The 15,456-nt window shown below is 66.1% G+C and carries 14 protein-coding genes; 6 read left to right on the top strand and 8 right to left on the bottom strand.

All coding sequences use genetic code 11. The annotated features are described in order from the left end of the window. Positions 1 to 55: 55 nt before the first annotated feature. From QUV21_RS14255 to QUV21_RS14265, 3 genes are read left to right on the top strand one after another with little or no spacing between them, the layout of a single operon-like run. Complete coding sequence (locus tag QUV21_RS14255) at positions 56 to 718, top strand: TetR family transcriptional regulator C-terminal domain-containing protein (RefSeq protein ID WP_300855843.1); 663 nt, start codon at positions 56 to 58, stop codon at positions 716 to 718. Further along, positions 715 to 1,902 carry a pyridoxal phosphate-dependent aminotransferase gene (locus QUV21_RS14260; RefSeq protein ID WP_300855845.1) on the top strand — a complete coding sequence of 396 codons (1,188 nt, stop codon included), beginning with the start codon at positions 715 to 717 and terminating at the stop codon, positions 1,900 to 1,902. Before QUV21_RS14255 ends, QUV21_RS14260 begins: the two co-directional genes overlap by 4 nt. Further along, positions 1,899 to 3,479, top strand: a complete 1,581-nt coding sequence (locus QUV21_RS14265) for a 5-guanidino-2-oxopentanoate decarboxylase (protein ID WP_300855846.1) — start codon at positions 1,899 to 1,901, stop codon at positions 3,477 to 3,479. The genes QUV21_RS14260 and QUV21_RS14265 overlap by 4 nt, the downstream gene beginning before the upstream one ends. Here the strand turns inward: QUV21_RS14265 and QUV21_RS14270 are convergent. After that, positions 3,467 to 4,612, bottom strand: a complete 1,146-nt coding sequence (locus tag QUV21_RS14270) for an MFS transporter (protein WP_300855847.1) — start codon at positions 4,610 to 4,612, stop codon at positions 3,467 to 3,469. The two genes, QUV21_RS14265 and QUV21_RS14270, sit on opposite strands and share 13 nt — an antisense overlap. Positions 4,613 to 4,901: 289 nt before the next feature. On the opposite strand from QUV21_RS14270, the gene QUV21_RS14275 reads away from it, so the two are divergent. Both QUV21_RS14275 and pth read left to right on the top strand, forming a co-directional pair. After that, complete coding sequence (locus tag QUV21_RS14275) at positions 4,902 to 5,507, top strand: 50S ribosomal protein L25/general stress protein Ctc (protein ID WP_300855849.1); 606 nt, start codon at positions 4,902 to 4,904, stop codon at positions 5,505 to 5,507. A 175-nt stretch (positions 5,508 to 5,682) separates the two neighbouring features. Next, positions 5,683 to 6,363: an aminoacyl-tRNA hydrolase gene (gene pth, locus QUV21_RS14280; RefSeq protein WP_300855850.1), complete on the top strand. Its 681-nt coding sequence runs from the start codon at positions 5,683 to 5,685 to the stop codon at positions 6,361 to 6,363. A 23-nt stretch (positions 6,364 to 6,386) separates the two neighbouring features. Here the strand turns inward: pth and QUV21_RS14285 are convergent, their stop codons facing one another. After that, on the bottom strand, positions 6,387 to 7,370 hold the full coding sequence (locus QUV21_RS14285; protein WP_300855851.1) for a YcjF family protein: 984 nt from the start codon (positions 7,368 to 7,370) through the stop codon (positions 6,387 to 6,389). Further along, on the bottom strand, positions 7,367 to 8,782 hold the full coding sequence (locus QUV21_RS14290) for a YcjX family protein (protein WP_300855852.1): 1,416 nt from the start codon (positions 8,780 to 8,782) through the stop codon (positions 7,367 to 7,369). The genes QUV21_RS14285 and QUV21_RS14290 overlap by 4 nt, the downstream gene beginning before the upstream one ends. A gap of 140 nt (positions 8,783 to 8,922) precedes the next feature. Here QUV21_RS14290 and truA point away from each other — a divergent pair, with 140 nt between their 5' ends. After that, entirely contained in the window at positions 8,923 to 9,696 is a 774-nt protein-coding gene (gene truA, locus QUV21_RS14295) for a tRNA pseudouridine(38-40) synthase TruA (RefSeq protein WP_300855853.1), read from the top strand. Between the two features lie 10 nt (positions 9,697 to 9,706). Here truA and QUV21_RS14300 read toward each other — a convergent pair whose 3' ends face one another. From QUV21_RS14300 to QUV21_RS14320, 5 genes are all read right to left on the bottom strand, one after another. Then, on the bottom strand, positions 9,707 to 10,507 hold the full coding sequence (locus tag QUV21_RS14300) for a hypothetical protein (RefSeq protein WP_300855854.1): 801 nt from the start codon (positions 10,505 to 10,507) through the stop codon (positions 9,707 to 9,709). Between the two features lie 79 nt (positions 10,508 to 10,586). Beyond that, complete coding sequence (locus QUV21_RS14305) at positions 10,587 to 12,656, bottom strand: exonuclease domain-containing protein (protein ID WP_300855855.1); 2,070 nt, start codon at positions 12,654 to 12,656, stop codon at positions 10,587 to 10,589. 3 nt (positions 12,657 to 12,659) lie between these two features. Beyond that, on the bottom strand, positions 12,660 to 13,040 hold the full coding sequence (locus QUV21_RS14310; RefSeq protein WP_300855856.1) for a response regulator: 381 nt from the start codon (positions 13,038 to 13,040) through the stop codon (positions 12,660 to 12,662). Between the two features lie 3 nt (positions 13,041 to 13,043). Beyond that, positions 13,044 to 13,562 carry a hypothetical protein gene (locus QUV21_RS14315; RefSeq protein ID WP_300855857.1) on the bottom strand — a complete coding sequence of 173 codons (519 nt, stop codon included), beginning with the start codon at positions 13,560 to 13,562 and terminating at the stop codon, positions 13,044 to 13,046. Between the two features lie 12 nt (positions 13,563 to 13,574). Further along, positions 13,575 to 15,398 carry a DUF294 nucleotidyltransferase-like domain-containing protein gene (locus QUV21_RS14320; protein ID WP_300855858.1) on the bottom strand — a complete coding sequence of 608 codons (1,824 nt, stop codon included), beginning with the start codon at positions 15,396 to 15,398 and terminating at the stop codon, positions 13,575 to 13,577. Positions 15,399 to 15,456: the final 58 nt, after the last annotated feature.

Consider the following 15,456-nt stretch of genomic DNA (forward strand, 5'->3'; position numbering starts at 1 on the left):
GCTTGACTTTATTCGCTTGTCGACAGATTATCCAAACGTATAACAGTTGGATCCGATGGAACCCGCAGCCCGCCGCACCTATCGCCGTGAAAGCGAAGAGACCCGCCGTGCCGACCTGATCACCGCCACGCAAGAGCTGGTGGCCGAGGGCGGGCCGGAGGCTGCAACCGTGCGCGCCATCGCCGCGCGGGCCGGGGTGACGGCGGGCCTGATCCGCCACTATTTCCAGTCCAAGGACGAACTGACGCGCGCCGCCTTTGTGTCGCTGATGGACGGGATGACCGCCAAGGGGGCTGACGCGCTGGAGGGCGTGGGCGCTCAGCCTGAAGAACGGCTTGCAGCCTTTGTTTCAGCCTCGCTCCGGCCTCCGGTCATGGATGTGGGGGCAGTGGTGCTTTGGGCAGGCTACATGCACAAGGTGCGCAACGACCCTGCGCTGCGGTTGGCGCATGAAGCCAGCTATCTGGCCTATCGCAATATCCTGCAATCGCTGATTGCCGCCCTGCCCCGCGAAGCGACCGAAGCGCAACAGCGCGCCGAAGCCATTGCCTGCAACGGCCTGATCGACGGGCTGTGGCTGGAAGGCTCGGTCCTGACCCATGCTTTCGCACCCGGGGAAATCGTGACCATCGGCCTGCGGTCGGTCGGGGCGATCCTTGGGGTCGACCTTATCGCCCATTCCGCAATGCTGCCAGATCCGGGAAAGATCCTGCCATGAAATACGCCTCTGTCACTGACCGCCTTGCCGACCTTGGTGGCGCGAAATGGGCGATCCACGCCCGCGCCCGCGCCCTGAAGGCTTCCGGTGCCGAAATCATCGAGTTGACCATCGGTGAGCCCGACGTCCCCACGCCAGAGCGGTATCTGACGGCGGCAGCCAAGGCGATGGCGGCCGGGCGGACCGGCTATTCCAACGGTCGGGGCGAACCTGCGGTCGTGGCCGCCCTTGCCGCGCGCTATACCGAACGACGCGGGCGGGCGATCGGGACGGATCAGATCATGTGCCTGCCCGGCACCCAGACCACGCTTTACGCGATCTTGCGCACGCTGGTCGAAGCCGGGGACGAGGTGCTTCTGGGCGACCCGATGTATGCCACATACGAAGGGCTGATTTCCCAGACCGGCGCTGCGATGGTGCCGGTGCCGCTGCGCCCGGAACACGGCTTTCGGATGCAGGCCGCCGATGTCGCATCGCGGATCACGCCGCGCAGCCGGGTTCTGTTTCTGAACACGCCCCACAACCCGACCGGTGCAGTCCTGCGCGCCGAGGACATCCGCGCCCTTGGCGATCTGGCAAAGGCGCATGACCTGTGGATCGTGTCCGACGAGGTCTATGAGGACATGGTGTTTCCCGGCGTCACCTTCACCTCGCCGCTGGACTTTGCCGATCTGGCCGACCGGGTGGTCGTCGCCTCGTCAATCTCCAAGTCACATGCCTCGCCGGGGTTCCGGTCGGGCTGGTGCGTCGGCCCGGCGGAATTCTGTGACCGTTTGCTGCCACTTTCAGAAACCATGCTTTTCGGGTCGCAACCCTTCATCGCGGACATGACCGCACTTGCAGTTTCCGAACCTTCGCCCGTGGCTGGCGGGATGGCGGAACGGTTCTCGCGCCGGGCCGGGCTGATCGCGCAGGCGCTGGACGGGGTGGCGGGTCTGCGGGTTCACCGGCCCGAAGCGGGGATGTTCGCGCTGGTCGATGTGCGCGCCACCGGCCTTTCAGGCGAGGATTTCGCGGCCGGGCTTCTGGACCGCCAGCAGGTTGCGGTGATGCCGGGGGAAAGTTTCGGTGCCGGCGTGCAGGGCTGGCTCCGGCTTAGCCTCACGCAACCTGACGACCGCATCATCGAGGCATCGGGCCGTATCGCCGCCCATGCCGCCACGCTTTTGGGGAACGCCGCATGACCACCGTTGGTATCCGTCTTGTCGAAGGCCTTGCCGCGCGCGGGGTCGATGTGGTTTTCGGCATCCCCGGCGTCCATACGATCGAGCTTTACCGTGGCCTTGCCGCGGCGGAAGGCAAGATCCGCCACGTCACCCCGCGCCACGAACAGGGCGCAGGCTTCATGGCCGATGGCTATGCCCGCGTATCAGGCAAGCCGGGGGTGGCCTTTGTGATCACCGGCCCGGGGCTGACAAACACGCTGACCGCAATGGCGCAGGCAAAGGCGGATTCGGTTCCGATGCTGGTGATCTCGGGCCTTGGGCGCAGCGATACACTTGGCAAAGGGCTGGGCCGGCTGCACGAACTGCCGGATCAGGGTGCCATGGTCAAAACGCTTTGCCATTCCGAAACCGTGACCGACCCCAAGAAGCTGGGCGAGGTGCTGGACCGCGCCTTTGCCGCGATGACCGGCAGCCGCCCCGGCCCGGCACATATCCAGATTTCGACCAACATGATGGGTCAGCCCTGCCCCGCCCTGCCGCCCCCGGTTGCGGGCGGGGTCGCGATGCCCCTGCCGCTTGGCCGGATGCGCAGCGTGGCGACCTCGCTGAACAATGCCGAACGGGTGGTGATCCTTGCGGGCGGCGGTGTGCGGCGGGCCGAAGACGCGCTTTTGAAACTGGCCGAAGCGCTGGATGCCCCGGTGATCCTGACCGCCAATGCGCGCGGCGCGATGCATGGTCACCGGCTGGTGGTGCCTGCCTCACCCAGCCTCACCTCGGTGCGCAACCTGATCGCGGCGGCGGATCAGGTGCTGGCGATTGGCACGGAACTTGGGCCAACAGACTATGACGTCTACGCGCACGGCGGAGTGCCGGACCTGTCAGGCATGATCCGCATAGACATCTGTCCCGAACAACTGGCCCGCCACCCTGCCCGGCTTCCGCTGCGAGCCGATGCAGGAACGGCGATGACCGCGCTCATGCCGATGGTCATGCGATCCAACCGCGAAGGCGCGCGCCGGGCCGAAGCCACGCGTCAGGCCGCCCGCGCCGAGCTTGCCAGTCTTTCCGGCCTGCTGCCCGCACAGCTGGAAATGGTCGAGGCGATCCGCACCGCCACCCCCGGCGCGATCATCGTGGGGGACAGCACCCAGCCGGTCTATGCCGCAAACCTTTACTATGACCATGACCGCCCCGGCGGCTGGTTCAACGCGGCCACCGGATATGGCGCGCTAGGCTTTGCCCCGGGGGCGGCGGTCGGGGCCTCGATTGCCGCGCCCGGGGTGCCGGTGATCTGCCTGATCGGTGACGGCGGCTTGCAGTTCAGCCCCGGAGAATTGCGCACCGCGCTGGATGAAAAACTGCCGATCACCTATGTCGTGTGGAACAACGCCGGCTTCCGCGAGATTGCCGATGCCATGCGCGAGGCCAAGGTGCCGGTCCTTGGCTGCGACCCCTCGCCCTTGGACATGGACGCATTTGCGGCGGCCTCTGGGCTTGATTTTGTCAGCGTGCCGCAAGATCCCGAACTCCTGGCAGACGCGCTCAGCCATCCGCAGGACGGGCCAAGGCTTCTGGAGGTTCAGGTCCGCTGACGCGCCATCATGGGGGCCAGAAGGAAGATCACCGCCAGCAGGCAAGCGGCAAAGACAAAGGCCATGCGCAGACCGAAACTTCCGGCAATCAGGCCCAGCAGCGGCGGGCCGAAGAAATAGCCGAAATAGCCCAGAAGCGTGGCCCGGGCGACAGCCCTTGCCCGCGCCTTCGGGTCGCTCAGCTGACCGACCAGTGAAAATGCCGTGGGGGCCAGCACGGACGCGCCGATCCCCATGACGATGAACCCGACATAGGCCATCGCCGGCGCTCCGGCCTGACTGGCGATCATCGCTCCAATGGCGGCAATCACCGCGCCGACACGCAATAGCGCGAAGGGATTGACCCGCCCGGCCAGCCACTGCCCGCCAAGCCGGGCAAAGCCCATCGTCAGGGCCAGCGCCGCGGGGCCAAGGGCGCCTTCTTCGGGGCTGCCGCCAAGCGTCTTTTCGATATGCAGCGCCGACCAGTTTTCGGCCGCATTCTCGGTCATGAAAGCAATCAGGACGATCCCGCCACCGATCACCGGCACCAGACCCAGCGGCAGGGCGGTGCCGTCCTTGGGCTTGCGCAAGCCGTCGATCCGGCCGTCACGCTCCAGCGTCGCAAGCGCGCACAGAAGGCCCACCCCCGCCATGGTCCCCATCACCATGGCCGGAGACCACCCAGCACCGCGCATGACCCCGGTCAGGACCGCGCCCCCGGCGTATCCAAAGGAATAGGCCGCGTGGGTCAGGTTCATCAGATGCAGGCCGCGCGCATTTTCCATCGCCGCGACGCGGGCATTCATCAAGACATCGGTCAGCCCTGTCGCCGCCCCGGCGCAGGCCATCGCCAAGGGAAACAGCCAGATGACCGAGGTCTGCCCCGGCAGGGAAAAGCCCAGCGCCATGAGGGCGACGGCCAAGGGCAAGGCCACCCGGCCCACTGCCGCGCCAAAGGCCGGGGCGACCAGCATTGCGCTGATCGCGGCCAGAGGTGTAAGGAACAAGAGCAGGCCCAACTGGCCTTCATCCACCCCCAGCATGGCCTTTAGGTCTGGCAACACGGCCGCGAACGTCCCCCACAGCACGCCCATGGCCGCAAAGGCCGCAATCGCGGGCCGGGCATAGGCAAGGGTGGCAACGGCGGTCATCTTCTGCTCCGACACGGGAACCGCAGACCTAGCCTGACTGAAGCCAAGGGGCCAGCCCAGCCGCGACGCCCTGCACCGGTGAAAGCGACACGGGCCTTGATCCCTGCGCTTGCCCCCTGCACTTTCGGCGTATCGGACAAGGCGGCAGGCGCACCTGTCGCCGCGTATCCACCGTTGCGGCAAGACGCGGGGGAAGTTTCGCCTTCCCTTCCCACCGATTCCCCGCTATAGGCCCCCGGTCGCGCCATGCACCCTTGGAGGATGGCGGATTTATATATGGAGAGAACCTATGGCACGCGAGATCCCGGATCTTCAGGCCGAGGTACGGACGGGGACAGGCAAGGGGGCCGCTCGTCAAGCTCGTCGTGAGGGCTACGTACCCGGTATCGTTTATGGTGACGGTCAGGAACCGACACCGGTAAACGTGAAATACAATTACCTGCTGAAGCGCCTGCGGCAAGGCCGCTTCCTTCAGACCCTGTTCAACCTCAAGGTTGAAGGGCAGCCCGATGTCCACGTGATCTGCCGCGGTGTGCAGCGCGATGTGGTCAAGGACTTGCCGACGCATGTCGACTTCATGCGCGTCCATGACGAAAGCCGGATCGAGCTTTTCGTCCATGTGGACTTCATCAACCACGAAGCCAGCCCCGGCCTCAAGCGCGGTGGCACGCTGACCGTGGTGCGTCCGGAAGTCGAGCTGGAAGTGACCGCGGGCGATATCCCCGATCACATCACGGTTGACCTGACCGGCAAGGTGATCGGCGACGTGATCCACATCGACGACGTGGTTCTGCCCGCTGGCGTCAAGCCGACGATCAACCGCAACTTCGTGATCGCGAACGTGGCCGCTCCGGCTGGCCTTGCCGCGGTCGAGGAAGAAGAAGCCAGCGCCTGAGGCGACTGAGCGGAATGAAAGCGCAGGGGGCCTTTTGGCCCCCTGTTGCATTTCGGGTGCCTGGAGGGCGCAGCTTGGCCATAATCGGCCTTGCCGCCGGTCAGGTTGAGCAATTCCGGCCCAGCGGCTATATCCTGCTGGTCTGGCCTATCCGGCCCATGATGGGGATGCGCGCGTGAAACTGTTCGTTGGCTTGGGCAATCCGGGGCCGAAATATGCGGGCAACCGGCACAACATCGGCTTCATGGCCCTTGACCGGATCGCTGCGGACCATGGCTTTTCGCCATGGCGCAAGGCGCATCACGGGTTGGTTGCCGAAGGACGGCTGGGGGGCGAAAAGGTCGTGCTCCTGAAGCCCGAAACCTTCATGAACCTGTCAGGCCAGTCGGTGCAATCGGCGTTGGCCTTCTGGAAGCTGCCGCTGGCCGATGTGACCGTCTTTCATGATGAACTTGACCTTGCCCCCGGCAAGCTGCGGTTGAAGCAAGGCGGCGGGCATGCCGGGCATAATGGCCTGCGTTCGATCCATGGCCATCTTGGCGAAGGCTACGCCCGGGTGCGGCTGGGGATCGGCCACCCCGGCCACAAGGACGCGGTGGCGCATTACGTTCTGCACGATTTCTCCAAGGCGGATCAGGACTGGCTGGAAGACCTCTTGCGCGGCATTTCCGAAGGCGCGCCAGCGTTGGCGGACGGTGACGGCCAGAAGTTCATGAACGCGGTCTCCTTGCGGACCGCACCGCCAAGGTCTTCAACCACAAAGGAAAAGGCCGAGACCCCGGTGCCAGACGCGGTGGCACCTGCCAGGGAAGACACCCGCAGCCCGATGCAGAAGCTCTTGGACAGGTTCCGCTAAGTGATGGCAAGGCCGCCGCCGCCCTAACCCCGCGACACCAGCCCGGCCAGCGCCCGCGAGACAAGGCCCGATACACCGGGTCTGTCCTGCGCGACAAAGGGCAGGGGGCGACACAGCTCGATTGCCGCCACCCCGATCCGCGCGGTCAGCGCACCGTTGACCACCCCCTCGCCAAAACGGCGTGAGAGTTTTGACAACACTCCCCCACCCGCAACTGACCCGATCAGGTCATCGGTCAGCGCGACGGCCCCGGTGGCGACAAGCGAGGCGAAAACCCGGCGCAACAGCCGCCAGCTGCCGAAACTGCCGGACCGCCCGCCATAGATCTGGGCGATCTGGCGGATCATCCGCAGGTTGGCAAACAGCGCCACCGCCACATCGGCCAGCGCCAGCGGCACAAGGGCCGTGACCGTGGCCACCTGCCGGGCCGCCGCTTCGACCACCAGCCGCGCTTCGGCGTCAAGGGTTCCCAGCAGTTCACGTTCGGCAAGCGACAGAAGGGCGTCGGCGTCCAGCACTTCAGCCTGCCGTTCGGCCAGCCGTGCGCGGCCCCAGGCGGTGTCGGGGCGGGCGGCGTAAAGCCGGGTCAGGGCAGCGGTCACGCGCCGCGCCTCGGGCAGATTGGCGGTGGCCCGGGCCGACGTGGCCCGATCACGCAGCCCGTCGATCTGCGCCAGTCGGGCAAAGGCCGCCCATTCGCGCAAGGCAAGGATCAGCGCCGCCAGCACCGCCACCGCAACCAGGGCGAAGGCCAGCCAGCCAAGGATCAGGTTTCGCGCCAGTAGGCTGGTCACGAAATCCCATGCCGACACCGACAGGGCAAAGGTGAACAGCGCCCCGAAGGCCCAAAGGGCAAAGCGGGTCAGCGCCCCGCCCTTGCGCTGCGACAAGGCCGCCACCGCCTGCATTGCCTGCCCGTTTGGCAGGTCATCCGGCACCGGGGGCGCGGATGCCGGGTCGGGTGCGGCGTCGATCTCTTGCAGGAAGGGTTTCGGCGGGCGGGTCACAGCCGGTCTCCGATCAGGAACTCTACCGCGCGGTCAAGGCGGATATGCGGCGGGCCTTCGCCGGGTTTGAGGTTCAGCCGGGCAGGCGCGAAGGTCATCAGGCTGAAATCGGCATCAAGCCAGCCTTCCGCACCTTCTCGGGCGGGGGACAGAAGGCGCGCGGGGTCGGCGGGCAAGAGGCCCGGATACATGACGGCAGGCTTGCCGCTGGCAAGAAGCGTGCCGCGCACGGCCGGCAAGTCATCACCACCCCGGGTTACCGTTTCTTCGACCGTGGCGCGCAGCGAGGCGAGGGACAGCGCCTCGGTCCGCGCGCCGGAAAAATCGGCGCGGGATCTGGCTTCGGCCAGCATCGCTGTGGTGATGGCAGTCAGGGCGGGGTGCTGTTCGTGGTGCAGATGGTCGGCCTTGGTGGCGGCGAACAGGATCCGTTCCACCCGCCTGCCCCCGAAAAGCGCGGTCAGCCAGCCGTTCCTGCCGGGGCGGAAGCTGCCCAGAACCTCGGCCATGGTGCGGCGCAAGTCCTCCACCGCGCGGGGGCCTTGATGAATCGCGCCAAGCACGTCCATCAGCACGATCTGGCGGTCGATCCGTGCGAAATGGTCGCGGAAGAAGGGCCGGACCACGCTGGTCTTGTAGGCCTCATATCGCCGCTCCATTTCCCGCCAGAGCGAGGCGCGCGGGGTCAGCGCGGGTTTCGGCAAGGGCGCAAAGGTCAGGACAGGAGAGCCGGCAAGATCACCCGGCAGCAGGAACCGGCCAGGAGTCACATCGACGCGGCCCAGATCGCGGGCGGCGGCCAGATAGGCGGTGAAACTGTCCGACAGCGCGCGGATCTTGCCCTCATCCAGCCGCAAGGCACCGTCTTCGCCGCGGGCATGGGCGACGAAATCGGCCGCCTCGGGGCGTTTGGCAAGCCGGGCAAGCGTGGCCTCGGACCACTGGTCATAGCTTTGATCCAGCAGGCCAAGGTCCAACAGCCATTCGCCGGGGTAATCGACGATATCAAGGTGCAGAACGCGCGGCGACCGCCAGCCTGCGAAAAGGCCAGAGGGGCGGATGCGAAACGACAGCCGCAGTTCCGAGATCGCGCGGGTCGAGGCGGGCCAGTGCGGCGCATCCCCGGTCAGGGCGGCCATGTGACCTTCATAGTCAAAGCGCGGCAGCGTCATGTCGGGCTGGGGTTGCAGATAGACAGCCTCGATCCGCCCTTCGGCATGGGCCTTCAGTTGCGGCATCCGCCCGCGCTGCAAGAGGTTTGCGACCAGTGCCGTGATGAAAACGGTCTTGCCCGCGCGCGACAGGCCGGTGACGCCAAGACGAAGCCTGTCTTCGAAGAAGGTTTCCGAGAGCGTGGCCCCGGCCCCCTCGATCCCGCGGGAAATCCCGTCCGTAAGCCCGAAAAGCGCCAAATGCGGAACCCCTTGCTGTCAGGCCCAAGATAGGCAGAGCGCGCGCGGATTGGTAGGGGGTGGGCAGCGCGCTGATCCAAACCGCCATCGTCGACCCACATCGCATTCACAAGCCGTGAAATCCGCGCTAGGCAAGGTCCATGCCACGCTATGCGTTTCAGATCGAATATCACGGCGGCCCCTTCGCGGGCTGGCAACGTCAGGCCGGGGGCCTGGTTTCGGTGCAGGGTGCCATTGAGGCGGCCCTGGCAAAGCTGGAGCCGGGCGAACACAAGATCGCCGCCGCAGGGCGCACCGATGCCGGGGTGCATGCCACGGCACAGGTCGCGCATGTGGACCTTGTGCGGGACTGGGATGCGTTCCGGCTGGCCGCCGCCCTGAACGCGCATCTGCGGCCTGCCCCCGTGGCAATCACCGCCTGCGCGCGGGTTGCGGATGATTTCCACGCGCGGTTTTCAGCTACCGGGCGGCGCTATACCTTCCGCCTTGTCGTCCGCCGCGCGCCGGTGACACTTGACCGGGGGCTGGTCTGGCAGGTGACGGCGCCGCTTGACCTTGGCGCAATGCGGGCAGGCGCGGCGCGGTTGGTCGGGCATCATGACTTCACGACCTTCCGTTCCACCTTCTGTCAGGCCAACAGCCCGGTAAAGACGCTGGACCGGATAGAGATCACGGAACACCCCTATCCCGGCGGCACCGAATACCGCTTTGACCTTGCCGCCCGCAGTTTCCTGCACAATCAGGTGCGGTCGATCGTCGGGACTCTGGAACGGGTTGGTGCGGGGGCGTGGTCACCGGATGATGTGGGCGCTGCACTGGCAGCGCGCAATCGCGCGGCTTGCGGACCTGTCGCCCCGCCGCAGGGGCTGTATCTGGTGGGGGTAAGCTATCCCGTGGACCCGTTTGCCAGCTAGGCGCGGGCGCTTACCCCAGATGCTGCGTGTTCTTCTCCATCAGGTCGCGCAGTTGCGTCCGGGTCTGGGCCCAATAGTCGGAGGTATGCAGGAACCCGCCCCGCGAATTCAGGAATTCCCATGCCGCCGCCCAGGCGTCGCGATAATCCTGCGAGGGGTTGGCGCGGACATGCGCCACGATGTGGCGGGCCAGCGCCTTGGGGAAAAGCGCCTGATGCCCGCGCTTGTCGGCGGCCAGGTGCAGGAATTCCGTCGCCAAGGCTTCGTCGATAGCAATGGGCATCCCGGTCAGTTTGACCACCGCCTTGATCAGCGTTCCCCTGACATTGCCACCCGCCGCCCGGCCAACGTTCGCCGGATAGGCAAGGTGATCGAACCGCAAGCGGCGGGCTGCGGACGGGAACGGCGGCGGGACATCGGGTTTGGCGAAGTGGTCAGGATCGTTCTCATTCATGAAGACCAGCGCAAGGTGCGTCTTGATCAGGTCCACGACAAGGGTCATCCGTTGGCTTCGGTCCAGGGCCTCCGCCCACTCCCAGGCACCTTCCTGGGGTGGGCGTCCGGGTGTGCCCAGCGGGTGGCTGGTCGCGATGTCCGTCAGGAACTTGGCCGCGCTTTCGCTGGCTATCTCTGGCAGAGCCGTTTCCCAGACGACAAACGCCTTCTGCACGGGCTTTGGACCATAGTCTGGATGCGTGAAGTTGGCGGCGATCTCAAAGGCCTGCCAGATCTCATCGGAAAAGCGCGCGCGGAAGGCGTGCCATGTGGGGCGGGGCGGATCAGGCTGACGGCGGGAAAAGGGGAAGTTCATGTGCGCATTGATCCGGAACCCCCCCTGCCCGGCAAGTGGTTTAGCAGGGATCCTTCCCAGCAACGTCAGACGGCTGCGGTCAGTTCAGATCTTTCAGCAGCCGCCCGTGCTTGCGCACTTCGGTCAGGACGGCCCCGAATGTCTCAAGCCCCCGGCCCGACAGCATCGGCATCAGCTTGAGAAAGGCATCCGCCGTGGCGATGGTGTCGCCGATGGCGGTGTGGCGGTCTTCCTCGGGGATGGTGATCCCAAGGCGATGCGACAGCGCGTCAAGGCTGTGAACCTCATGCTGGCCATAGACCACGGCAGAGAGCAGCACGGTATCAAGCACCGGCATATCGAAGGTCAGGCCCAGTTGCCCCTCGACCCGGCGCAGGAATTCCATGTCGAAAGGCGCGTTATGGGCGATCAGCACGGCGCCTTCGGCAAATTTGTGAAAGCGGCGTACCACGTCCGGCACGGGTGGCGCGTCGGCAACCATCGCGTCAGTGATCCCGTGGACCTCGGTCGAAACGGGCGGGATCAGGCGACCGGGGTTGACCAGCGTGTCGAAAACCTCACCCTCCACCCGGCGGCCATTGACGATGCGGACGGCGGCAAGCTGCACGATCTCGTCACCCTGCCGGGGGTTGAGGCCGGTCGTTTCACTGTCAAAGACCACATAGGTCAGCCGGTCCAGCCGGGCGTCTGCCAGCTTGTCGGTGCGAGCGGGCGACAGAAGGTCAAAGTCATAGACCACCTTGCGCGCGATCGGCTTCGGGCGAGCCACGGCACGGCGGGCCTGCCGGATCGGCAGGCAAAGCGCGTTCTGCCCCCCGGCCAGCGCCTCGGGCCAGATCTCGGTCGCATGCGCGGCCAGCACCGCCCGAGCCGGGCGGTCGGGGGCATCGTCGCCAAGCGGCAGACCAAGCCAGCCGTCCAGTTCGCCCACGCCGACGCGAGGGCCTTGCCAGGACAGGCGGATCGCGGCCCCGGTGTCTTCTTCTTCGATGGCCAGATGCAGCGCGCCTTCGGCCCGGTCCGACAGGTGGCGGGCCAGAGCCTCCAGCAGGGTGATGATCTCGAACCCGTTGCAGCGCAGGATCAGATCGGCGGCTTCGGCCGTGACGGTCTGGCCCTGGGTTTCAAGACGCGCGACCAGACCCTCGGCTAGGTCCGAGGCGCGGGTCTGCGGCAGGGCGGCGGTTTCGGCCTGGCCTTCCTCACGCGCGGTGCCAAAGCGGGTGACCGCCCGGGCCAGCCGCGCGACCTCATCTTTCAGCGCCGCCTGCATCGGGGCTGGCAAGGCATCCTCCGGCATCACGCCGACCAGCGTCGAGAGCGCGGCCGAGGGGCGGCGCAGGCTGTCAAGCGCGGCTTCCAGCATCGCCTCGCGCCGGGCATCGGCCGCCATGTCGCCGGTGATGTCTCGCAGCGTCAGCACATAGCCTGAACCGTCATCGCCAAGGATCCGCATCCTTGCCGCCAGGACGCGGGCGTCGGCGGTGGTGGTGCAGAGAAGGTCGGACACCGCGTCCGGGTCACCTGTGGCCAGAAGCCGGTCATAGGCATGGCGCAGGGGCGCAGCGTGAAGGTAGTCGAAGAGTTTTCGGTCAAGCCCGGCTTCCAGCCCCCCGGCGCGACCGGTGCCGATGATGTCGGCAGCGGGGCCGTTGTAGAAGACCAGCGCATGATCGGCAGAACACAGGATCACACCCACCGGCACATCTGACAACAGCGCCTCCAGCCGGGCCTTTTCGGACCCCAGCCGCAAGGTTTCGCGGGCCACGGCTTCGGCAAGGGCGCTGCGGGTTTCCGAAAGGCTTTGCGCGGCGGCCCGGGCGGCAGGCGCAAGATCACCAAGGTAGCGGGCAATGGCGCTGTCCATCTCGGCGGTCACGTCAGAATGGGCGCGGGCGCGCAACGCGCCGGACAGGGTCTCGATCGGTTTGGCGACGTTCAGATCGAACAGATACCAGACCCCGGCCACCAGCCCCAGCGCCGCGAAACCGGCAAGGACGCCGGCCTGCACAAAGCCCTGCAACGCCTCAGGATAGCCAAGCCTTTGATAGCCCAACCAAAGCCCCGCGGCCGTTGCCAGGATCACCGCCGCCGCAAGACCGGCGAAGATGAGGAAGACCCTCAGCCGCAGCGACAGGTGCGTCAACATCGGTCAGGCCCCCGCTGACAACAGGCGCCGGACTTCTTCGCGCAGATCCTTCAATTCGAACGGCTTGGAGATGAAGCCGTCAGCCCCAAGCGCCAGACCCTTCCGGCGTTCGATGGCTGATCCGCGCGCGGTCATCATCAGCACCTTTACATCGGCAAGCGTAGGGTCCATGCGAATGCCCTCGCAGATTTCATAGCCCGAAACCTCGGGCAGCATCACGTCCAGCAGCACCAGATCGGGATGGGTGCTGCGGATGCGCGGCAGCGCGTCGGCCCCCGAGGCCACACGGTCATGATCATAGCCTTCGCGGGTCATCAGATAGTCCAGCGCAACGGCAATGTTGTCTTCATCCTCGACCACAAGGATCCGCGGCCTTCGCTCCATGGCTTATCCCCCCCTGCATGCGGCTTCTTGCAGCCGGTCTTCGTTTGCCGACATCTCCCATTCGGCGCCGTTCAGTTCCCCTTCCGCCGTGAAGGACACCCCCTCGGTCAGCGGCACCCGGCGCCCGGCGGCACAGTCGACAGCCATCAGCCGGCTTTCCACCGGACGCCAGCGCGCGAACTTGTAAAGCGTCACCACTCTCAGGTCCGGAATTTGCGGGTGGGCAAGTGTTCTGCCCTGATCCAGCGCCCAGAAGCGCATCTTGATCGGCTTCAGATAGGTCCAGGGCCGCAGCGGCATGGCCTCTTCTTCAACCTCGACCACCTCGATACCCGGTGGCAGTTCGTCCACCACGCGGCCATACCAGGTGTATTCCAGCACCAGCGTCGCCACGACCAGACCGACGGCCGCGGAAAAAGGCACCGACCATTGCGGCATGCCGGTAAAGCGGCGGCGCAGCGCCCAGGCCAGAAGGCCCAGAGCAGCGGCGGCAATGAGCGCGGCGATCAGTTCAAGGGCCATTCAGGCACGTCCTCAGCTTCTTGCGCCACGGGCGTTGCCCAGGGCGGATTGCATGGTGCGGACGACGACAAAGGCGTCGCGCAAGTGGCTTCGTTCGAAATCGGAAAGTTCGGACGGGGCAATGAAGTTGTCGGGCTTTTCACCCGCCTTCACCCGCCGGGCCTGATGTTCCAGCCGGGTCTGGGCGATCAGGTCATAGGCCTCGATCAGATCACGCGCACCGCTGGGGCTGATCACACCGGCCTCGGCTGCCGCTTCCAGCCGGGCGCGGGTGTTGACGGCCGTCGCTTCACCGATCAGCGCGTAGACGCGGCCAAGGTCGGCCACCGGAACCACGCCATTGTGCTTGAGATCGATGTGGTTCTTGTATTCCCCCGACCGGATCGTCGCAAAGCCGCGCAACAGGCCAAGGGGCGGCGTGTGCTTGAGGCTGTTGCTGATCATATGTGCCACGAAGATCGAGTTCTTTGCGGCCATCTTCAGGACTTCGGTCTGAAGGTCGGCGTAAAGGCTGGCGGTGCCGCCGATCGGGCGCAGGTCGAACATGACGCTGGCCAGCATCTGCGCCATCGGATCGGGCGTGTTCACCCATTTGCGGAAATAGCCGCGCCAGACCTGCACCCGCTGGCACCATTGCGGGTTGGTGGCCATCATGTCACCGGGGCAATAGACATAGCCGCAGGTGTGCAGACCGTCGCTTACGATCTTCGCCAGCTTCGCAAAATACGCCATGTCGGCATCGGTCGCGGCGTCGTCGATCATCAGGCAGTTGTCCTGATCGGAAACGCCGGTCTGTTCCTGCCGCCCCTGACTGCCGCAGGCCAGCCAGAGATACGGCACGGGCGCCGGGCCAAGCTCGGCCTCGGCCATGGCCAGAAGGCGTCGGGTCACGGTGTCGGCAATATCGGTGATCAGCCGGGTGACCACCTCGTGCGCGGTGCCGCCACCGACAAGCTGCACCAGAAGACGCGGGATGCGGGCGGTATTTTCTGCCAGTTCCGCCACGGTCTGCGCAGTCGCCGCATCGCGGACCAGAAGCGCCGACGAGACCGCCTGAAACCGGGTCAGGTCGGTCTGGGTGATCATTCCGACCAGCTTGCCGTCTTCCACCACCGGCAGATGACCGATCCGGTGTTCAAGCATCCGGTTCAGCACGTCTGATCCAAGGCTGTCGGGCGTCAGCACCATCGGATCCCGCGCCATGACCGCGCTGACCGGCGAGGCAGGGTCCAGCCCTTCGGCCAGCACCTTGTTGGTGAAATCGCGCGCGGTGACGATGCCGATCAACCGGTCATCCGTGGTGATGGCAAGGCACGAGATATGCGCGTCGCGCATCATTTCCGCCGCAGCGCGGATGGTGGTTTCGGGGGCAACGGCGATCGGCGCGCGGGCGATCAGGTCGCCGACCTTGCGGGTCGAGATGTCGGCCTCGCGGGTTTCCTGATGGCGGCCGCGGTGGAAGAAACGCTCGAATGCCGGGTAGGTCGCGATCAGTCGGCGGAACTCGGCCTCGGGCAGGGTCAGGATCTCGGCACCTTCGGTGGCGCGCGCGATGGTCACCGCCACACCGTCGCGCATCAGCCCACGTTCACCAAAGCTGTTGCGGGGGCCAAGCAGCGACACAAGACCGCCCGAAGGTTCCAGCACCTCCACCGACCCTTCAAGTATCAGGAAAATGCCGGTCAGCGGCTCGCCGGCCGTATAGATGACGGCCGAGTCATCGTAATGCCTGCGGCTGAAAGAGGCGGCGACACGCGCCATCTCGTCCCGCGGCAGGCTGTCGTAGGGGTGGACCGTCTCCAGGAACGCCAGAAGACCGGTTTCGTCCTGTTCCATGTCGGTCCCGTTCGCCTTCAAAGGGGGTGCGCCCCCGGGTTGCCCCGGAGGCGCGGGA

Origin of the sequence: Tabrizicola sp. (assembly GCF_030373185.1) — a bacterium.
In the GTDB taxonomy this organism is placed as follows: Bacteria; Pseudomonadota; Alphaproteobacteria; order Rhodobacterales; family Rhodobacteraceae; genus Tabrizicola.